Origin of the sequence: Bacillus sp. 3G2 (assembly GCF_044324725.1) — a bacterium.
In the GTDB taxonomy this organism is placed as follows: Bacteria; Bacillota; Bacilli; order Bacillales; family Bacillaceae_G; genus Bacillus_A; species Bacillus_A mobilis.
The window spans coordinates 5014055-5034826 of the sequence record NZ_CP172246.1; the positions used below are offsets into that span (position 1 = coordinate 5014055).

Annotated in this window: 26 protein-coding genes; 2 read left to right on the forward strand and 24 right to left on the reverse strand. The window is 38.6% G+C overall.

Annotated features, from left to right (window positions below; all coding sequences use genetic code 11):
• Window positions 1–38: 38 nt before the first annotated feature.
• From atpB to ACHZK0_RS25915, 10 genes are all read right to left on the reverse strand, one after another.
• The gene (gene atpB, locus ACHZK0_RS25870; RefSeq protein WP_016085476.1) at window positions 39–758 is read right to left on the reverse strand and encodes a F0F1 ATP synthase subunit A; all 720 of its coding nucleotides are present in this window, start codon (window positions 756–758) and stop codon (window positions 39–41) included.
• A gap of 7 nt (window positions 759–765) precedes the next feature.
• Window positions 766–1158 carry an ATP synthase subunit I gene (locus ACHZK0_RS25875; RefSeq protein WP_000567600.1) on the reverse strand — a complete coding sequence of 131 codons (393 nt, stop codon included), beginning with the start codon at window positions 1156–1158 and terminating at the stop codon, window positions 766–768.
• Window positions 1158–1382, reverse strand: coding sequence for an AtpZ/AtpI family protein (locus ACHZK0_RS25880; protein ID WP_001171219.1), 225 nt, complete (start codon window positions 1380–1382; stop codon window positions 1158–1160). The genes ACHZK0_RS25875 and ACHZK0_RS25880 overlap by 1 nt, the downstream gene beginning before the upstream one ends.
• Before the next feature lie 26 nt (window positions 1383–1408).
• A complete protein-coding gene (locus ACHZK0_RS25885) occupies window positions 1409–1522 on the reverse strand; it encodes a DUF4024 domain-containing protein (RefSeq protein ID WP_071724806.1) in 114 nt (37 codons plus the stop codon).
• A gap of 370 nt (window positions 1523–1892) precedes the next feature.
• On the reverse strand, window positions 1893–2522 hold the full coding sequence (upp, locus tag ACHZK0_RS25890; protein WP_000517539.1) for a uracil phosphoribosyltransferase: 630 nt from the start codon (window positions 2520–2522) through the stop codon (window positions 1893–1895).
• Between the two features lie 271 nt (window positions 2523–2793).
• Window positions 2794–4035: a serine hydroxymethyltransferase gene (glyA, locus tag ACHZK0_RS25895; RefSeq protein WP_071724808.1), complete on the reverse strand. Its 1242-nt coding sequence runs from the start codon at window positions 4033–4035 to the stop codon at window positions 2794–2796.
• 253 nt (window positions 4036–4288) lie between these two features.
• The gene (locus tag ACHZK0_RS25900; protein ID WP_262741394.1) at window positions 4289–4906 is read right to left on the reverse strand and encodes a TIGR01440 family protein; all 618 of its coding nucleotides are present in this window, start codon (window positions 4904–4906) and stop codon (window positions 4289–4291) included.
• A 21-nt stretch (window positions 4907–4927) separates the two neighbouring features.
• A complete protein-coding gene (rpiB, locus tag ACHZK0_RS25905; RefSeq protein WP_000869917.1) occupies window positions 4928–5371 on the reverse strand; it encodes a ribose 5-phosphate isomerase B in 444 nt (147 codons plus the stop codon).
• 96 nt (window positions 5372–5467) lie between these two features.
• On the reverse strand, window positions 5468–5908 hold the full coding sequence (locus ACHZK0_RS25910; RefSeq protein ID WP_395761034.1) for a low molecular weight protein arginine phosphatase: 441 nt from the start codon (window positions 5906–5908) through the stop codon (window positions 5468–5470).
• A gap of 229 nt (window positions 5909–6137) precedes the next feature.
• On the reverse strand, window positions 6138–6635 hold the full coding sequence (locus ACHZK0_RS25915; RefSeq protein WP_000473666.1) for a PTS sugar transporter subunit IIA: 498 nt from the start codon (window positions 6633–6635) through the stop codon (window positions 6138–6140).
• 387 nt (window positions 6636–7022) lie between these two features.
• Between ACHZK0_RS25915 and ACHZK0_RS25920 the strand changes: the two genes are divergently transcribed.
• Both ACHZK0_RS25920 and ACHZK0_RS25925 read left to right on the forward strand, forming a co-directional pair.
• Window positions 7023–7409: a DoxX family protein gene (locus tag ACHZK0_RS25920; protein WP_270340445.1), complete on the forward strand. Its 387-nt coding sequence runs from the start codon at window positions 7023–7025 to the stop codon at window positions 7407–7409.
• Window positions 7410–7568: 159 nt separating this feature from the next.
• Window positions 7569–8180, forward strand: a complete 612-nt coding sequence (locus ACHZK0_RS25925) for a flavin reductase family protein (protein WP_262741391.1) — start codon at window positions 7569–7571, stop codon at window positions 8178–8180.
• A gap of 387 nt (window positions 8181–8567) precedes the next feature.
• Here ACHZK0_RS25925 and ACHZK0_RS25930 read toward each other — a convergent pair whose 3' ends face one another.
• From ACHZK0_RS25930 to murA, 14 genes are all read right to left on the reverse strand, one after another.
• A complete protein-coding gene (locus ACHZK0_RS25930) occupies window positions 8568–9083 on the reverse strand; it encodes a hypothetical protein (protein ID WP_061680025.1) in 516 nt (171 codons plus the stop codon).
• 10 nt (window positions 9084–9093) lie between these two features.
• Window positions 9094–9369, reverse strand: coding sequence for a DUF3935 domain-containing protein (locus ACHZK0_RS25935; protein WP_000197468.1), 276 nt, complete (start codon window positions 9367–9369; stop codon window positions 9094–9096).
• Between the two features lie 81 nt (window positions 9370–9450).
• Entirely contained in the window at window positions 9451–9582 is a 132-nt protein-coding gene (locus ACHZK0_RS25940; protein WP_270606118.1) for a hypothetical protein, read from the reverse strand.
• Between the two features lie 19 nt (window positions 9583–9601).
• Window positions 9602–10150 carry a manganese efflux pump MntP family protein gene (locus ACHZK0_RS25945; protein WP_073517197.1) on the reverse strand — a complete coding sequence of 183 codons (549 nt, stop codon included), beginning with the start codon at window positions 10148–10150 and terminating at the stop codon, window positions 9602–9604.
• Window positions 10151–10227: 77 nt separating this feature from the next.
• Window positions 10228–11268, reverse strand: a complete 1041-nt coding sequence (locus ACHZK0_RS25950) for an L-threonylcarbamoyladenylate synthase (protein ID WP_262741389.1) — start codon at window positions 11266–11268, stop codon at window positions 10228–10230.
• A 108-nt stretch (window positions 11269–11376) separates the two neighbouring features.
• Window positions 11377–11835 carry a hypothetical protein gene (locus tag ACHZK0_RS25955; RefSeq protein ID WP_000758431.1) on the reverse strand — a complete coding sequence of 153 codons (459 nt, stop codon included), beginning with the start codon at window positions 11833–11835 and terminating at the stop codon, window positions 11377–11379.
• A 49-nt stretch (window positions 11836–11884) separates the two neighbouring features.
• Window positions 11885–12748, reverse strand: a complete 864-nt coding sequence (spoIIR, locus tag ACHZK0_RS25960) for a stage II sporulation protein R (RefSeq protein WP_395761035.1) — start codon at window positions 12746–12748, stop codon at window positions 11885–11887.
• A 112-nt stretch (window positions 12749–12860) separates the two neighbouring features.
• Window positions 12861–13712, reverse strand: coding sequence for a peptide chain release factor N(5)-glutamine methyltransferase (gene prmC / locus ACHZK0_RS25965; protein WP_395761036.1), 852 nt, complete (start codon window positions 13710–13712; stop codon window positions 12861–12863).
• Window positions 13712–14779, reverse strand: a complete 1068-nt coding sequence (gene prfA / locus ACHZK0_RS25970; RefSeq protein ID WP_033656424.1) for a peptide chain release factor 1 — start codon at window positions 14777–14779, stop codon at window positions 13712–13714. Before prfA ends, prmC begins: the two co-directional genes overlap by 1 nt.
• A 438-nt stretch (window positions 14780–15217) precedes the next feature.
• On the reverse strand, window positions 15218–15802 hold the full coding sequence (locus ACHZK0_RS25975; protein ID WP_000281086.1) for a thymidine kinase: 585 nt from the start codon (window positions 15800–15802) through the stop codon (window positions 15218–15220).
• Window positions 15803–15912: 110 nt separating this feature from the next.
• The gene (locus tag ACHZK0_RS25980) at window positions 15913–16158 is read right to left on the reverse strand and encodes a type B 50S ribosomal protein L31 (protein WP_000643447.1); all 246 of its coding nucleotides are present in this window, start codon (window positions 16156–16158) and stop codon (window positions 15913–15915) included.
• 567 nt (window positions 16159–16725) lie between these two features.
• Window positions 16726–17997: a transcription termination factor Rho gene (rho, locus tag ACHZK0_RS25985; RefSeq protein WP_001053898.1), complete on the reverse strand. Its 1272-nt coding sequence runs from the start codon at window positions 17995–17997 to the stop codon at window positions 16726–16728.
• A 394-nt stretch (window positions 17998–18391) separates the two neighbouring features.
• Window positions 18392–19357 carry a class II fructose-bisphosphatase gene (gene glpX / locus ACHZK0_RS25990; protein WP_000442336.1) on the reverse strand — a complete coding sequence of 322 codons (966 nt, stop codon included), beginning with the start codon at window positions 19355–19357 and terminating at the stop codon, window positions 18392–18394.
• 117 nt (window positions 19358–19474) lie between these two features.
• Window positions 19475–20764: a UDP-N-acetylglucosamine 1-carboxyvinyltransferase gene (gene murA / locus ACHZK0_RS25995; protein ID WP_262741386.1), complete on the reverse strand. Its 1290-nt coding sequence runs from the start codon at window positions 20762–20764 to the stop codon at window positions 19475–19477.
• Between the last annotated feature and the right edge of the window lie 8 nt (window positions 20765–20772).

Sequence of the window (20772 nt, forward strand, 5' to 3'; positions counted from 1 at the left end):
TATTATAAAAAAATAAATTTTTTCTTACTTAAATTATATTAATGGTCATGGCTTACTTTATGAGCCATATAAACCATCGTTAACATAACGAAAATAAATGACTGGATTGATCCAACGAATACGCTGAATCCCATCCATGCTAACATCGGTACAAGCGCACCTAATGCTCCAAGGAATGATGCCCCGCCTAACTTAGCAAGTAATCCTAATAAGATCTCACCTGCATAAATGTTACCAAATAAACGAAGACCTAACGTTAATGTGTTAGCAAACTCCTCAATAACCTTTAATGGGAATAAGAATTTCATCGGTTGGAAATAACCTTTAACGTATTCTTTCGTACCCTTCATCTTAATTCCATAATAATGGGTGAGGGTAACTACCATCACGGCTAATGTTAATGTAACTGCTGGATCAGACGTTGGTGATCTCCACCATGCAATATGTTCGCCAGCCTCAACTGTTGAATACATGAATGGTAAACCAAGGAAGTTCGATACGATGATAAACATGATAAGCGTAACGCCAAGCGTTAAGAAACGTCCACCTGTTTTCCAGTCCATCGTACTATTGATAATCCCTTTCACGAAGTCAAACACCCATTCCATGAAATTTTGCATCCCTGTTGGGCGAAGAGCTAAACTGCGAGTTCCGATAACAGCGATTAAGAAAACAATAACTGCTGCTACAGTAACCATCATAACTGATGACAAATCGAACGTTAAACCTAGAAATTCAACTAATCTACCGTGTTCCACTAGTAATTCACCTCTCTTCCCTGCTCTTATACTCTAAATAAAGAAAATCTATGATCATGACAAGGTATCCTGTCAGCAATCCCACACCTAAGCCCCACATCGCAATTAACTCTTGATACTTGGCTGCAAATAAAATTAATAACCCAATCGTGGCGAATCTTGAATATGTACTTACCGCTGTCGCCTTAAACTTCACGTTTTCTCCATTTGTTACGCGATCCAACAGCTTGTCTGTTCTACGTGCAATGATGCGCAAACTAAGAAAACTGAAAATCGTTCCGATAATCAGTCCAAGAAATACATCCTTGTAAGAGGTGAATCCCCATCCTAGCACTAGAAGCGCAAGCAAGTAGTACATATATTTCTTTTGTCTTTGGACAAGTCCATGTACGTCTATCATCATTGCTCTCCCGAATAGTAATGTCGAATGAGTCGAATCATTGCGTATACCCCAGTTCCTAATCCGAGTAATAACCCTATAATAAGAAACAATGGAAACGTTCCAACCTTATTATCAATCCACTGCCCACCAAAGATTCCAATAAGAATAGAACCGACTAACTGAGCAAGAATACCTGACATTAAAGCATAAGCTTTTATATGGCTGCGATCGTTTTTTTGCAAGGATTCATCCCTCCAATATGTAACCCTCATTCACGATGTGTTAATAATAACTCATTTTTTTGCATAAATCCTATACAAAATAAAAAGTTTACATTTTCGTCACTGAATAGATGTATTTTTGTCACTGAAAGCCCTACCATCTATCCCCGTTGTTAGCATACAATAGGGTATTAACAGTGTCAACGAGAAATCGTAAAAAATCAAAAAATTTGAGTATTAGTCATTTCCTCCCAAAAATGAAAACGTTCCCCTTCTAAATACTGGTTAGAGATATGCAATTTCTAACAGTTTTCTCTTTATAATAGAAGGAAATGTTCACAAGTTTGTCACTATTATATTTTTACGATATAACGCTTTCCTTCCATAATATAGTGCTCTTTAGACGTAAGACTTCTATATTATATGTGATGTGCATGCAACTTATGTTGTATATACTATGTATATTTATCCCCCTCCCCTACTTAATCAAGGTACAAAAAAACGAGAGGGAATCCCCTCTCGTCAGTTGTCTTACTTCGTTCCGAATAAACGGTCACCAGCATCACCAAGACCCGGTACTACATATCCGTGGTCATTTAATTTCTCATCTAATGCCGCTACATAAATATCAACATCCGGATGTTCTTCTTGTACTACTTTTACTCCTTCTGGAGCTGCAACGATACACATTAATTTAATTTGCTTTGCACCGCGCTTTTTCAGAGAGTTAATTGCTTCAGCTGCAGAACCACCTGTTGCTAGCATCGGATCTAGTACGATAAAGTCACGCTCTTCTACATCCGTTGGAAGTTTCACATAGTATTCTACCGGTTGCAATGTTTTAGGGTCGCGGTATAAACCAACGTGTCCTACTTTTGCTGCTGGAATTAATTTCAGAATTCCATCAACCATTCCTAAACCTGCACGTAAAATCGGAATTAAACCAAGTTTTTTACCAGCGATCACTTTTGTTGTCGCTTTGCTTACAGGCGTTTCAATTTCAATGTCTTTAAGTGGAAGATCGCGAGTAATTTCGAAGGCCATTAAACTTGCTACTTCGTCCACTAATTCACGAAAATCTTTCGTACCTGTATTCTTATCGCGAATATATGTAATCTTATGTTGAATTAACGGGTGATCAAATACATACAGTTTTCCCATGTGAATCTCTCCTTTAGATGATATTCATGCGTTTGCACGCTTTTTTACACTATTTACGATTGTAAAGAAAACGCTACTAATATTCAAGGGCAAATTTGGCAAAATCATAATTTTACGATGAATCTATCTAGTATCTTTACCAATTATGGGAGCTGTATCCTTCATTATATCGCCAAAATTTATTCATCATTTGTATACATACTTAAAGACCAATATATGTCCAAAAAAAGACTGCCAAAACAATTATGTCTCAGCAGTCTTCTTTCATCTATTATAGATCTGTGTACATTGGGAATTTGCTCGTTAACGCTTCTACACGCTTACGTGCTTCTTCTAATGCAGCTTCATTTTCATGATTTTTTAATGTGTAAGCAATAAGTGACGCAATTTCATCCATTTCTTCTAAACCGAAACCACGAGATGTTACAGCTGCCGTACCGATACGTACACCGCTTGTTACAAATGGGCTTGCTGTTTCAAATGGAATTGTATTTTTGTTCACTGTAATACCAACTTCATCTAATACGTGCTCTGCTACTTTACCTGTGATTTCTAAGTTACGAACATCAATCAGGATTAAGTGATTGTCTGTTCCGCCAGAAACAAGTGTAAGTCCTTCTTTTTGAAGACCTTCAGCTAAGCGGTTCGCATTATTAATGATATTTTGTGCATATGTTTTGAAATCATCTTGTAGTGTCTCACCAAATGCAACAGCTTTTGCAGCGATTACGTGCATAAGTGGACCACCTTGAATACCAGGGAAGATTGATTTATCAATTTGTTTTGCAAATTGCTCTTCACATAAAATCATACCACCACGTGGACCACGTAATGTTTTATGTGTTGTCGTTGTAACGAAATGTGCATGTGGTACTGGGTTTGGATGTAAACCAGCAGCTACTAAACCAGCGATATGTGCCATATCAACCATAAAGTATGCACCCACTTCATCTGCAATCTCACGGAATCGTTTGAAATCGATAACACGAGGATATGCACTTGCACCTGCAACGATTAATTTTGGTTTATGTTCTTTCGCTTTTGCTAATACATCATCGTAATTAATACGGTGAGATTCAGCATCCACGCCATATTCTACGAAATTATATTGTACTCCACTGAAGTTAACAGGGCTTCCGTGTGTTAAGTGACCACCATGAGATAAATTCATACCAAGTACTGTATCGCCTTGCTCTAAAATCGTGAAGTATACTGCCATGTTCGCTTGTGCACCAGAATGCGGTTGAACATTTACATGCTCTGCGCCAAAAATTTCTTTCGCGCGATCACGTGCGATATCTTCCACTACGTCTACGTGCTCACAGCCACCATAGTAACGTTTTCCAGGATATCCCTCAGCATACTTATTCGTTAAAACAGAACCTTGCGCCTCCATTACTGCTTCACTTACGAAGTTTTCCGAAGCAATTAACTCAATCTTTGAACGCTGTCTTCCTAGTTCTGCCTCAATTGCAGCAAATACCTTTTCATCTTGACGTTTTAAATGATCCACCAAAATCCCCCTTTTCTGAACGAATTACATCGATTCCCAATAGTTTTTTCTCATTTATTCAGAAAAAACGAAAATTCAGGTTGTAATTCTTTCGAACCTTCATGTTTTCAACTACATTCTAACATGACTTTCTATATCATAAAAGAAAAAAAAGACCGAAAATCGGTCTTTTCTTTCTTCTATTATAAAGTCAGACTACATACCTTTTATCTTTCGATATAAAGCTATTATGCGACTTTATAATTTTTCATGTCTAACGGCAAGTAATAGTCTCTTCCTTCACCGCATAAACAGCACGCGCTCCGCCAATTAGTTTCCCACGTGTTGTTGCCATCGTTACATGTGCACTTCCAATTTCCTTCACACCTGTACGAACCGGAACAGCTACATGCTTTAAATGCATACCGATAAATGTATCACCAATATCCATTCCTGCATCTGCTTTAATAAACTCAACTACTACCGGATCTTTCAAATTGTGATACGCATATGTTGCTAATGCACCACCTGCTGATCTAACAGGCGTAACTGTTACAATTTCAAATTGATATTTCATCGCCAACTCTCTCTCAACTACTAAAGCACGGTTTAAATGCTCACAACATTGAAACGCCAACTCAATACCTGTTTGTTCTTGAAATTGTTTTAACTCAGAAAAAATCGCCTCTGCTACTTCCATCGTCCCTGATGTTCCAATTCTTTCTCCTAGCACTTCGCTCGTGCTACACCCCACTACAAAAATTTGACCACTTTGTAATGAAGCTTGTTCTTGGAAATCAGAAAGCGACATTTGTAACTGTTCTCTTACCTTTACGATTTCTGTCATTACGCCTCTTCCTTTCACAGGTTGGTTCACCAAATTATATTTCATACTGCTTCTAGTTAGAATCTATTACTTTGTTTCGTATGTTTTAATTTTTCCTACGCGGTTTTCGTGACGACCACCTTCATAGTCAGTTGTTAACCAAATTTTTGCGATGTCACGCGCTAGACCAGCACCAATTACACGCTCGCCCATTGCTAGCATGTTCGTATCATTATGCTCTCTCGTTGCTTTCGCACTGAAAGTATCATGAACTAATGCACAACGAATACCATTTACTTTGTTCGCTGCAATTGACATACCGATGCCTGTCCCACAAACTAAAATACCACGATCTACTTCGCCATTCGCTACCATTTCCGCTGCTGGAAACGCAAAATCAGGGTAATCAACAGAACCAGCTTCACATTCACAACCTAAATCAATATATTCAATATTTAACTCTTCTAATAAACTTACAAGTTCTTTACGGATATTCATACCGCCGTGATCAGATGCTACTACTACTTTCATTTTTACCCCTCCAAAGTTTCAATCAATCATCTTCATTTCTCACTCGTTACCTTAACGGAACGAAGTGATCTCCAATATCGTATTATACACGAAACATTAACCCTCTGAATGTTTTTTCAGTAAAGTTTGTACAAGTTTTTCCATCTCTTCTAACGTTTCTTTATAAATAGAAAGTGATCCGCCGAATGGATCTGAAATATCCTTACTGATCCCCTCGGTTACTCCATATAATGTATCTACTTTCTTTTCAACACTCGGATAATGCCCAAGTACAATTTGCTTATGGTTTTCCGTCATCGTTACTACAATATCTGCCCAATCAATCAAAGTTTCATTTACCTGCTGCGAAGCATGATTGATAAAAATTCCCTTTTCAGCTAGAGCTTCCTTTGCATATATCGACGCATCACTACCAGGATAGGCGAAAACGCCAGCAGATTGCACTTCAAACTTACCTTCTCCATGATGACGAAGTAACGCCTCAGCCATCGGGCTACGGCATGTATTTCCAGTGCAAACAAATAATACTCGTTTCATCTAACCCCACCCCTTTTCTCTGCTTCCTTTATCATAGCGTACATAAGAATAGAACAAAAGAAATGTGAATATACGAAAGGCGCATTTTTCTAAGAAAAATGCGCCTTATCCACATATATGTGAAACCCTATTTCCAAGTGCCCAAAGTATTTTAACATACATAAGGAACAGACTACAAAACAAAATAAGGAATCCATTTCATACGAAACAGATTCCTTTCATGCAATAATTATTTCATTGTAACTTTCATTACTTCTGTTGAACCTTTTGTAGCAGTTACACCTACAGTTGTCTTAATAGACTCAGCTGCATCTGTATTTGTGATAACGATTGGAGTAATTGTACTTTTCGCTTTTTCACGGATTAATTCTAAGTCGAATGAGATTAATTTATCTCCAGCTTTTACAGCTTGTCCTTCAGAAACATGAGCTTCGAAACCTTCGCCTTCCATTTTTACAGTTTCTAATCCAACGTGGATTAAAATTTCTGTACCGTTTTTCGCTTTAATTCCAATTGCATGTTTCGTGTGGAATAATTGTACGATTTCACCATCAACTGGAGATACAACTACACCTTCAGTAGGATCGATTGCAACACCGTCACCCATCATACGACCAGCGAATACTGGATCTGGTACTTCTTCAATATTTTTCACTGCTCCAGTTAATGGAGCTACGATTGTTTCTTCATTTGTTTTTGAACCAAGACCGAATAATTTTTTAAACATAGGATAGTCCTCCTTATAATTTACCTAAAAGTTTATAGGGCAATCTCTATTAAAGATCGAAATAAACGTAAGACCTCATACTTCGAATATTATACTGTAAAAACGCTTTCGAAATAAATTACGTCATTACTACTAGACTCTTATTGTAGCGCCTCACAAAATTCCAGTCAATTCTGATTGTCTGAATAACAATAAGAAGTTAACTTCTACTTATATTTTCTCTTTTTTTACCCAACTTGTCTAGAGGTCTTTACTACATTTTGTTTTTTGTCGCTAATTTGTAAAATTATTTTCAAACTTTTTTCGAAATCCACTTGACTAAAGTAAGTAACTATTTTATTATTACTTACATAAGGTAAGTTAATAACTTTTAGGAGGTTTTTAAAAATGATGGATTTCGGTCTTCTTATTATTCGTCTTATTATAGGTATTACATTCATGGGTCATGGTACTCAAAAATTATTTGGTTGGTTCGGCGGTTACGGTTTAAAAGGAACAGGCGGCTGGATGGAATCAATCGGTTTACGCCCTGGTGTATTCATGGCATTTATGGCTGGCGCAACTGAATTATTAGGTGGCTTCTTATTCGCATCAGGTATTTTCACTGCAGTTGGTTCATTATTTATCGTTGGAACAATGTTAATGGCAATCTTCACTGTTCACGGAAAAAATGGTTACTGGGTGACACAAAACGGATATGAATACAATTTAATGTTAATCGCTGTTGCGATCGGTGTAGCTTTAATCGGACCTGGCGCATACGTGTTACTGTAATATTTATCTCAGTTTCGAGATTATTCAAACGGAACTTACTTCATTACAATTGAAGTAAGTTCTTTTTATGCAATAAAAATATTATTTCCAGCAGGAGTTTTCCACTAACATCTTGTAAACAAACAATAAGTCGTTACATTCAGAAAGGGGATTTTACACATGTTATCCATTAATCCAAGCGAACAAACAGAAAAAGAGAATTACAAATTATTAACGGGAAGTATCATTCCACGCCCTGTCGCATTCGTTACTTCTGTAACAAAAGACGGCGTATTAAACGGAGCACCGTATAGTTATTTCAATATCGTCGCTGCTAATCCACCACTTATTTCAGTTTCTGTGCAACGGAAAGCAGGAGAAAGAAAGGACACTTCCCGAAACGCAATTGAAAAAGGTGAGTTTGTCGTACATATTTCTGATGAATCTTACGTAGAAGCAATTAACGAAACAGCAGCTAATCTCCCGCCAAATGAGAGTGAAATTGAACTAGCAAAACTAACACCAATTGAAAGTGACGTCATCTCCGTCCCAGGTGTAAAAGAAGCAAACATTCGAATGGAATGCGTATTAGAACGCGCAATCCCTCTTGGTGGAACAGAAGACTCACCAGCTTGCGACCTACTAATCGGACGCGTCGTTCGTTTCCACGTCGCAGAACACCTATACGAAAAAGGTCGCATTCACGCAGAAGGACTAAAACCAGTAAGCCGTCTAGCAGGACACAACTACGCAAAACTAGGAGAACAATTTGAATTGGTGAGGCCTGTTTAAAAGTGGAGGCGGCTCGCTCAGAATCGCAGGGCATTGGAGCTCTCGACCTTGAAGCGCTTTTTGCTTCATGCGAGAGAGCGAAATGACCGGAGATTCTAGCCGCTGGAGCTGGATATATCTAACAGTGGAAGTGGTTCGCTCAAAATAGAATACCTATAAAATATAAAAGGCTGTACCAAATTAATTTGGTACAGCCTTTTCATAGAAGAAGAAAAATAATTTTTCAATTTCGGTCATCGACCTCTTTTACCATCATTGGTCATCGGTAAAAAGTAACAGTGTGATTGGTAATTGGATGATTGGTTGTACCCTTTGCCATCACAAATCTCATTTTTACAAAAGCGGTCTTCTTCTATGCCTTGAAGCAGAGTCTCACCACTTCAAGGTTTAAAAGTATTTTTCACCATCGAAGTCTAGTTCAATCGCGTAGTTTTTCGCATTAATTAAATTGGACAATCTATTAGCTTGTCTCTCTAACTCTAAACCTTTTACACGATATACTTCAGGATCGAACATCGCTACTTTTAAAAGCGATGATGTTTCACCGTAAGAATATACATGTTCTTCTTTCTTACTCACACCAAACTCTTTACACTTTCGAGCTTTTGCACGTAGTTGTGTTGCAAGCTCTATCGCCTCAACAATCGTTACGTTTTCTCCGTTGAAATTAACTTCGTTTTGAATATTTGCTTCGTACATCAATTTATCTAAAAGACGAAAGTCAGCGCGAACTTCATCTAACTCTTGTTCAACTTGTACCAATGTACGCGTCTGTTTTGGAAGTGTATCACCTTTTTCAATTTCAACAAATCCAATTTGATTCATCTCTTCTTCTAATTCATGTATTCTTTTCGATAATACGCTTTTTAATTTTACAGCTTCCGCTAAAGAAATGTTAGACATAGTCTCCCCCTTATATTTCTTCCTTCTGCTCCTCTAAAGTAGGTACTTTCTCTTTTTTCGGTTTCCCAAGCTTAATTACTAAGAAATATAGGGAAAGCAATGTAATAAGAAAAACGATTATAAACGGATACGGAGAATAAAAGGCACGCGCCGCCTCCGTTTTTCCCGCAACAAACTTCAATGACTCAATATCTAAAAACTCAGCAAACATTTGTACACCGAGCATACTAAACCAAAAAACAAAAAAACTAATAATAATACCAAAAACTTGTTTCAATCTCGTCATTCATCTCATCCTTTCTATATGTGTAATTTTTTAGCGCAATCAGTATAGTATAAATAAAACTATGCACAGAAAGGAGCTATCTTACCATTCGCGAATTAACTTCATCCAACCTAAAATTGAAATTTGCAAAATAATACCCCAAATAACAAGCAGTCGCAACCATCTAGGAAAGAAAGTGCCAAATCGAATATACCATTCCAATAGCTTGTTCATAACGCCCTCCTCCTTAAAATTATATAGGAAAAAGGAGATATAATCCAAATCCAACCAAAATGATACCGCCCACTATCTCGCCATACGTGCCGAGCATATCTTTCGCATGCCTACCAATTAATAAACCAAGCCACGCTAATAACATACTAACAAATCCAAAAAGTAATATCGTAATAAGTGTCTGCGCCCCGTAAATACCAAGACTAAGGCCTACTGAAAAACTATCTATACTAACACCAAATGCAAATACGAATAAACTAATTCCAATAGGGGCCGTTCTAGTCTCTTCATTCTCCAAAATAGATGAATATACAATATAAAATCCTAGTCCAATTAATAAAATAGCACCTGCAAAATGTGCAACATCTCCATACTGCTCTGATAAAAAACGACCTAATACCATCCCTATAAATGGCATGATAATATGAAATATCCCTATCGTCATACCGATATACAGGATTTGTCTTCCCTTTAAGGTCATCATTCCCATACCAAGACTTACCGAGAACGCATCCATCCCTAAGGCGAATGCCATAATTGTTAAAGGTAGTAGCTGTTCAAACGTCATTCATGTCCCTCCTCGGACGTGCTACTTCAAAATATGCTTATCCGAGGAGAAATATTCTGTTTGCTAATCTTACCTTATCATTCAGTAATAATTTGATGCCCTGCCGCCTTCGTTAAGCGATTCATAATGGCATTCCCTATTCCTTCATTCGGGAATGATTCACTAAAAATAACATCTACTTCACTTGCATCAAACGTTCTAAGTACATCATATAATTTAGTCGCAACGCTTGCTAAATCGCTTCGAACACCACAAGATAATACAACATCCGCGCTGTATACATGCTGATATTCTTCTGTCGTTAATACACCTACTTTGAACCCTTCTTCTTTCTTCTCATCCACAAGGCGTTGAATAAATTCACGTGAACCTTCCACAATACTCAGTGGCGCTTTCGGTGCATAATGTGTATATTTCATTCCAGGTGATTTCGGTTTTTCCTTCTCATCCTTTAAAGCCGGATCTAAAGAGACAGTACCAATCACCGCTTCCAATTGTTCTTTCGTAATCCCACCTGGGCGTAATATCGTTGGAACCTCGCTCGTACAATCAATTACAGTTGATTCAACACCTACTCCCGTCGCACCACCATCTACAATACCTGCGATTTTCTCATTTAAATCTTCATATACGTGAGACGCTAACGTCGGACTTGGACGACCAGAACGATTCGCACTCGGTGCTGCAACAGGTACATTTGCCTCTTCAATAAGAGCAAGCGCTACTGGATGATCAGGCATTCTTACTCCAACCGTATTAAGTCCTGCCGTCACCCTCTCTGAAATCCCTTCTTTTCTAGGTAAAATAATTGTTAACGGGCCTGGCCAAAAATGCTCCATTAACTTCTCTGCAACTGGCGGGATTTCTTTCACAATTCCATCCAACTGTGATTTTGTACCGATGTGGACAATCAGTGGATTATCACTCGGTCTTCCTTTCGCTTCAAAAATTTTCGCGATTGCTTCATCATTCATCGCGTTGGCGCCTAGTCCATATACCGTTTCTGTAGGGAAGGCAATCGCCTCGTTTTCCCTTAATAATTTTGCTGCTTCTTGTAACTGTGGATAATATTTTTTTCTTTCCACAACATTATCCACAACCCACATATTTGTATGCATTTTTTCACACGTCCTTTTCTACCCTGAAATACTTGTCTATTTTTAGTTTACTATGAGATTTATCCAAAAGACAAACAAGGTTTATCCACAAAATGTGGATAAACCTAATTAATCCGTGGATAACTTTGTGAATAGCTGACAATTTAGTATTATTGCATTTGGCTCTTTTATATTTTTACAAAAGTGTTCTAACTGTCGAATTCCCTCTGGTACGTTTTCTTTCTCTATAGTAACAAAGTCAAAAAACTGAAAGATTGTTATAGATTGTGGATGATTTGTTAGTAAGTACAATTGTCGAATATTTTTTTCTTTCATATACTGCAAAAACATTTCAAAAAAATATAAGAAAGTCTGTTTATCCACATTAGGTGTGAATAAACAAGAACGAATCAGTGCGTGTTCTTCACTTTGTTCATATCCGATAACAGCCCGTATTTCTTCCGCCTCTTCCAAAATCATAAATTGCGCGTACAACTCATTTATTTTATCATCTTTTTTATTAGCTTGTCCGAAAAAAGAATGCAATCTTTCCACATCTGCTTTCGTCGCAAAATATACTTTCTTCATAGTAAATCCCTCCTCTTTTTTATATATGAGAAGGGATTTACTAATAGTACTATTTAGAGAATAAAGATGTAAAAGCTTCTACAATAAATAACTTCACTTCTGGCTTTTCTTCTTCCTCCTCTACTTTTACATACTCATTTTGTTTTTCTTGCTTTTGTTCCACAGGTTTCTCCACTTTTTCCACAGTTTTTGTTTCTTCTTTATTTACAGGTTGTTCCTCTACTTTCGTTTCATTTTTTACTAACTTCTTTTCAGAAGCTGTTACTTTTTTTGCAACTTCCTGCTTTACAACTTTCGTTTCTTTCACTTTATCCTCTTTCTTCTCTCGTACATCCACTACTTCCTCATTTTGTTTCTTAACTTCTCCTTCTTCAGGAGATTCAGCCTTCACAACATGTTCTTCTTTCCTTACAGCTGTACCACTTGAAAAATCTAAGAAACACATCGGCGGAAATAATACACACCACCAGTTCGCCCCTTCACCTTCCCCAATTGTAATCAATACCGCCTCATATTCCCCTGCTGGATAAATAAAATTCCCATATACCTTTGTAGGAAACTTTACATTCTTACTAAATTTCACTTGAAATGAATCTTTACTTCCTTCTTTTTTCAACGTATTTGCCACTGTTTTTTCGATTTCTGGAATATGACTTTGAATGACTTTACGTGCCTCTTCAAATGAAGTTAAATCCGCTACCCATCCATCAATTTGTGCTTTTACTTCATCACGCACTTTGCGCTTTAACGCCTGATCTTTATCTGAATCACTATTTGCTAAAATCCGTAATCGAACGGCCTCTTTCGGAATAACTGAAGGCCCTTTCGCATCAGCTTTCATATATCCAAACTGCACAAGTAACTGTGCACCAATTAATAATAGAAGAAGATAAGCAATAACTTGTTTTTTCATTTCCTCCACCGTCCCTTCTACAAACAGTGTGGACAGACTTTCATCTTTCTAAACTATTAAATTCAAAATCTATATAAATTTTCCCATAAAAAAATAGAGTAAGGTGTGAACCTTACTCCATCTCTGCAAATACCATACGATCTTTTCCGTTAATATCAAAAACAACCTCAACATGAGCATGAGGAAAAGCTTGTTGTAACAGCTCTTTTACGTCCTCACCTTGTCCTACTCCAATTTCAAATGCCACAATTGCTTTCTTCTGCAACACATTCGGCAACTCTTCCATAAAACGGCGATAGAAATCTAATCCGTCCTCACCGCCAACAAGTGCTCTCTTTGGCTCATGCTCTTTCACCACAGGAGAAAGGCCACGCCAATCCTCTTCCGGTATATATGGGGGGTTTGAAACAACAACATCTAACTTTTGACCTGTTTCATGAAATGGTGACAATAAATCACCATGATAGAACGTTACTTCTGCGCCCAAAGTTTTTGCATTTTCTTGTGCAACTTCAATCGACTCTTGTGCAATATCTACCGTATACACATGAAGATTTTTATTTTCTAAAGCAAGCGTAATAGAAATCGCTCCACTACCTGTACCGATATCCGCCACATGCAGTTTCTCATCACCAAAATGACGCTCGATTCTTTCTAACACTCCCACTATAAGCTCTTCTGTTTCCGGTCTTGGTATTAATACTTCTTCATTCACAAAGAACGACCGTCCATAAAACATTTCATAACCCATCATATATTGAATAGGAATACCTTCTACATGCTTGTGAATAAACTCCGTAAAACTTGTTTCTTGTTCCACAGTTATTTCTTCACGCATATTCATGAGCATTCCGGTTCTGTTCGTCTTTAATACATGACAAAGGACAATTTCTCCCGCATTTTCATCTCGTCCATTTTCCTGTAAAAAAGAAGAAGCCCATTTCAGGGCTTCATAGACACGCATTACTCAGCTGCCTCCATCTTTTGAGCCTGATCTTCCATCACTAAGGCATTGATGAAATCATCTAACTTACCTTGTAAGATTTGATCTAGCTTTTGAATCGTTAAACCGATTCGATGGTCTGTAACACGGTTTTGCGGGAAATTATACGTACGAATACGCTCTGAACGATCACCTGTACCAACAGCTTGTTTACGGTTTTGATCATACTCAGCTTGCGCTTCTTGTCTAAACTTATCATAAACACGTGCGCGTAATACTTTCATCGCTTTTTCTTTATTCTTAATTTGTGACTTCTCATCCTGACACGATACAACTACACCAGTCGGTAAATGCGTTAAACGTACCGCTGACATCGTTGTATTAACACTTTGTCCACCAGGACCACTAGAAGCAAACGTATCTACACGAACATCTTTTTCATGAATACTAATCTCTACTTCTTCTGCCTCTGGTAATACAGCTACAGTTGCTGTAGATGTATGAATACGTCCACCAGATTCCGTTTCAGGAACACGTTGTACACGGTGAGCACCATTCTCGAATTTCAGCTTCGCGAAAGCACCTTTACCGTTAATCATAAAGATAATCTCTTTATATCCACCTAACTCTGTATAGCTCGCTTCGATAATTTCAGTTTTCCAACCTTGTACCTCAGCATAACGGCTATACATACGATATAAATCACCAGCAAATAAAGCTGCCTCATCACCACCAGCAGCACCACGAACCTCAACGATAACGTTTTTATCATCATTAGGGTCTTTTGGAACAAGTAAAATTTTCAGACGCTCTGACAATTCTTTATCTTGTCCTTCTAATTCAGAAACCTCTTCTTTTACCATTTCACGCATATCAGCGTCTAACTTATCTTCTAACATTGCTTTTGCATCTCTTAATTGCTCACGAACATCTTTATACTCACGGTACACCTCTACCGTTTCCTGCATATCAGATTGTTCTTTTGAATACTCACGAAGCTTATTCGTATCACTAATAACCTCTGGGTCACTTAACAATTCATTTAACTTCTCATAACGATCTTCTACAGCTTGCAAACGATCTAACACACCATTCACCTCTACATCCTAGTATCTAATACAAATAGTATATGGTACTTAATAAAAAAAACGCAAATTATATTTAAAAGTGGAGGTGGCTCGCTCAGCTCTGACTGGCTTAGGTTCTCTCGCACAGAAGACGCTTTTTGTCTTCTCGTGCGGGAGGTTCTTAGACACGAAGAGCTAGCCACCGGAACTAGATATATTTAAAAGCGCAAGCGGCTTGCTCAGAATCGCAGGCTATTTGGAACTCTCGACCTTGAAGCGCTCTTTGCTTCGAGCGAGAGAGTGAAATGTCCGGAGATTCTAGCCGCTGGAGCTAGATAATATTTAAAAGCGTAAGCGGCTCGCTCAAATCTGACTGCCTAACGTTCTTAGCTGTACGAAGAGCTGGCCACCAATCTTCATCTATTTTGAAAAAAACCCGCTCTACATAGCGAGTTTCATTTATCTTTGTTTTGTAGGTACTGCATGACAATGACGACAACGTGGTTCATACGATTCTGAAGCCCCAACTAAAATAATTGGATCATCAAATGCCGCTGGTTCTCCATCGATTAAACGTTGCGTACGACTTGCAGGAGATCCACATGCAGAACAAACTGCCTGCAATTTAGTTACATGTTCAGCAATCGCCATCAGCTGAGGAACTTGTCCAAATGGTAGACCACGGAAATCTTGGTCTAATCCTGCTACAATGACACGATAGCCACGATTTGCCAATACTTGCACCACTTCCACAATGTCCCCATCAAAAAATTGTACCTCATCGATTGCAATAACATCCATTTCTTCTGTTACATGGTTAAATATATCCTTTGAAGCTGAAACAGGAACTGCTTTAACCTTTAATCCATTATGTGATACAACATCTTCTTCACTATAACGATTATCAATACATGGTTTAAATACAATCGCATGTTGTTTCGCAAATTGCGTACGGCGTATACGGCGGATGAGCTCTTCTGATTTCCCAGAAAACATACTCCCGCAAATCACTTCAATCCAACCATTTTGATTCATTAAGTACATTGAGCTCTCCTTTCATCTACTTTCCTAATCCAAAGTAGGGTAAAGGTTTAATATTTTTGCAAAAAAAACAGACAAGCGAATACATACACTTGCCTGTTTTATGTTCTTTATTACTTGATACCGTACTTCTTATTGAAGCGGTCAACACGTCCGTCTGCAGTAGCAAACTTCTGACGTCCAGTGTAGAATGGGTGAGAATCAGAACTGATCTCAATTTTTAGTAATGGATAAGTGTTACCATCTTCCCACTCAACAGTTTCGCTAGAGCCTTTAGTAGACCCGCTTAAGAATTTGAAGCCTGTGTTCGTGTCCATAAATACAACTTTATTGTAATTTGGATGGATTCCTGCTTTCATTCTTTTCATCTCCTTCCGCCCTGAATCATTTTCGAAACAGAGTTTTTCATCTTCAGCTGCTTGCACAACTATATTGATGAAACACATATGATGAAATTATAACAAGGCTAACTCCATTTTGCAACTACCTGTTTTTGTCTTTTTAAAATTTAAAGTGGAAGCGGCTCGTTTAGAATCGCAGGACATTGGAACTCTCGACCTTGAAGCGCTTTTTGCTTCGAGTGAGAGAGTGAACTGACCGGAGATTCTAGCCGCTGGAGCTGGATATAATTTAAAGCGCAAGCGGCTCGTTCAGAATGGGAGGGGGATGGAGCTTCTGACAAAGAGGCGCTTTTTGCCTCGTAGGAAGACGCGAAGCCACCGACCATTCTAGCCGCTGGAGCTGGATAACCACCTTACAGTGAAGATGGCTCGTTTAGAATCGCAGAACACTTCAAACTCTCGATCCAAATATGATTTTCATCTCAAAAAACAAAATTTTTTCCATATATTACTCTCTCTAATATTCCCTTAAAAAACATAAAAAACTCGCTTACTACGAAATAAGCGAGTCCCAATCTTTTCCCTTTACTTAGTTGTTACATATCTTTTCGAATCTGCAACAATGTTTTGTAAAAATTCTTCATTTGTCTTTGTTTGACGAAGTTTACGTAAGAAACCTTCGACAAAGTCTGGTGTATCGCGCATTGTTTTACGAATACCCCATAGCTTGTCTAAATGTTCTTTCGGAATTAATAGATCTTCTTTACGTGTACCAGAACGGCGAATATCAATTGCCGGGAAGATACGACGCTCAGCTAATGAACGATCTAAGTGAAGTTCCATATTTCCAGTTCCTTTAAATTCTTCGTAAATTACATCGTCCATACGAGATCCTGTATCAACAAGCGCTGTTGCTAAAATCGTTAAGCTACCGCCTTCTTCAATATTACGTGCAGCTCCAAAGAAACGCTTCGGTCTATGGAAGGCAGCTGGGTCGATACCACCCGATAATGTTCTACCACTTGGCGGAATAACAAGGTTGTAAGCTCGCGCTAAACGGGTAATACTATCCATTAAAATGATAACATCTTTTTTGTGCTCTACAAGACGCATTGCACGTTCTAACACAAGTTCCGCTACTTTAATATGATTTTCTGGCACTTCATCAAAAGTAGAGCTTACAACATCACCTTTAACAGAACGTTCAATGTCTGTTACTTCCTCTGGACGCTCATCAATTAAAAGTACAATCAATTCAGCTTCCGGATGATTTGTTGTAACACTGTGCGCGATTTCTTTTAATAGACTAGTTTTACCAGCCTTTGGAGGCGCGACAATTAAACCACGTTGTCCAAATCCAACTGGTGCGATTAAATCCATGATGCGTGTCGGTAACTTTTTCGGTTCCGTTTCCAATTTCATTTGGCGATCTGGGTATAATGGTGTTAATGCAGGGAAATGCACACGCTCTTTTGCTGACTCTGGATCATCTCCGTTTACAGCTTCAACTTGTAATAATCCAAAATAGCGTTCATTTTCTTTCGGAGGTCGTACTTTACCAGAAACCTTGTCTCCATTACGTAAATCGAAACGACGAATTTGCGAAGCTGAGATATAAATATCTTCTGAGCTTGGAGAATAGTTGATAGGACGTAGGAATCCAAATCCTTCTGATTGAATAATTTCTAATACGCCTTCCATGAAGAAGAAACCTTCTTTTTCTGCTCGAGCTTTTAGGATAGCGAAGATTAACTCTTTTTTCGTTAATTTGCTATAATACGAAATCTTAAATTCTTTCGCAAGCTCGTATAACTCTTTTAATTTCATGTTTTCTAATGCTGCAATTGACAAATTCATTCAGACACCACACTTTAACGTTATTCTCTTTTCACATGGGTAAAGGGAAAAAATACGGAAGGCAAATAATTAATAATGAAAGGCAATAAGTTCAAGTAGGGTAATATTCACTATTGTAACCCTTTTATCTAGTTTTAATCAATACGTTGAAACACAAATACAAGAAGCGAAGACAAGAAAATTTGTCTTCGCTTTTATTTAACCTAGTTCCAGTAGCTAGAATGGCCGAGAGCTCCAATGCCCTGCGATTCTGAGCGAGCTGCTTCCACTTTTTACTTAATCCAGCTCCAGCAGCTAGAATGGTCGGTGGCTTCACTTCTTCCTGCGAGGCAAAAAGCGCCTCTACGTCAGAAGCTCCATCCCCCTCCCATTCTGAACGAGCTGCTTACGCTTTTTATTTAATAACCAAGTTAGGTTTTTTATTCAAGCTATGACGTCCGTCTACGAAGCGTACTGTGCCTGATTTTGCACGCATAACAAGGGATTGTGTTGTTCCTACGCTACCTTTAAATTGAACGCCGCGTAATAGTTCTCCGTCTGTGACGCCTGTTGCTGCAAAGATTGCATCGTCACCTTTTACTAAGTCTTCCATGCGGAGGATACGATTTATATCTTCAATGCCCATTTTTTTACAACGAGCTAATTCAGCTTCATTTTGAGGCAGAAGCTTTCCGTGGATTTCTCCACCTAAACATTTTAATGCAACTGCTGCTAATACACCCTCAGGCGCTCCACCAGATCCGAATAAAATGTCTACACCTGTACGATCAAATGCAGTGTTAATTGCTCCAGCCACATCTCCATCGTTAATCAATTTAATACGAGCACCAGCTTTACGAATTTCTTCGATAATCGCTTGATGACGTGGACGGTTTAAAACTGTCGCTACAACATCTTCAATATCTTTATTTTTCGCCTTCGCAACCGCACGTAAGTTATCGATAATAGGCGCATCAATATCGACCGCCCCAACCGCTTCTGGGCCAACCGCGATTTTATCCATGTACATGTCAGGAGCATGTAACAAATTACCATGATCTGCAATTGCAATAACAGCAAGAGCATTCCATCCACCAGCTGCTACAATGTTTGTCCCTTCTAAAGGATCAACTGCAACGTCTACACGTGGTCCATATCCTGTACCTAATTTCTCTCCGATGTACAGCATTGGCGCTTCATCCATCTCACCTTCACCAATTACAACTGTACCTTTCATCGGAATTGTATCAAATACGTCACGCATAGCTGATGTTGCTGCACCGTCTGCCTCATCCTTTTTCCCGCGTCCCATCCAACGCGCTGATGATAATGCTGCAGCCTCTGTTACACGTACTAACTCCATAGATAAACTTCTTTCCACGATAATCCCTCTCCTTTAAGTCTTTATATATTCTGCCGTATTTTGTGAACTGTGTTTCTCTATAAAGTATACTTCCGCAAGTAGTGATGCTTCGCTTCCCCCTTGCGGAAGTATCACTTATGCGTTCTTCATCTCTTCAATTTCTTGACTTGTCATTTGTTCTCGCCAAATGTTTGCGCCAAGACCTTTAAGCTTGTCTACTATATTTTCATAACCTCGATCAATATGCTCAAGTCCGGTTACTTCTGTAATTCCATCCGCCATTAACCCTGCAATAACAAGGGCTGCTCCAGCTCGCAAATCACTCGCTTTCACTTTTGCACCTTGCAATAAAACAGGACCAGTTACAATTGCCGAACGACCTTCTACTTTAATTTGTGCATTCATACGACGTAACTCATCAATGTGTTTAAAGCGTGCGCCGTAAATCGTATCCGTTACAACACCCGTTCCGTGCGCCTTTGTTAAAAGTGTCGTAAATGGTTGTTGTAAATCTGTTGCGAATCCTGGATATACAAGCGTTTTTATATCAACTACTTTTAACCTTCTATTGCCGTTCACTGTAATTTGGTCATCGTTCGTTTCAACTTGGACACCAGCTTCTCTTAACTTCGCTGTAACTGACTCTAAATGTTGAGGAATAACATTATCAACCGTTACTTCTCCTCCTGATGCAGCTCCTAAAATCATATACGTACCCGCTTCAATACGATCCGGAATGATCGTGTGATGACAACCGTGCAGTGAATCCACACCATCAATTCGAATTACATCTGTGCCAGCACCTTTAATACGTGCACCCATGCTTGTTAACAATGTAGCTACATCAATAATCTCTGGTTCTTTCGCTGCGTTTTCAATAACAGTTCTACCCTTCGCTCGCACAGCTGCCAGCATAATATTAATCGTAGCTCCTACACTAACAACATCTAAATAAATACGTGCACCGCGCAATTCATCTGCTCTTAAATAAATCGCACCCTGTTCATTCGTAACATGTGCACCTAACGCTTCAAACCCTTTAATATGCTGATCAATCGGCCTCGGTCCTAAATGACATCCACCCGGAAGCCCAATAACAGCTTTTTTAAAACGGCCAAGCATCGCACCCATTAAATAATAAGAAGCACGCAATTTTTTCACTTTTCCATTTGGTAAAGGCATTGCAACCATGTTAGAAGGATCGACTACCATCTCTTCCTCCTGTCCATAAGTTACCCTTCCTCCAATTTCCTCTAGCAAGTCTCCTAACATTTTCACGTCCGAAATATTAGGGACACCACCAATAGTTACTGGAGTATCTGCTAAAATTGTCGCTGGAATTAGTGCAACGGCGCTGTTCTTTGCACCACTCACTCGAATTGTTCCATTTAAAGCTCTTCCGCCTTCAATTAGCAATTTTTCCATATTGAGCT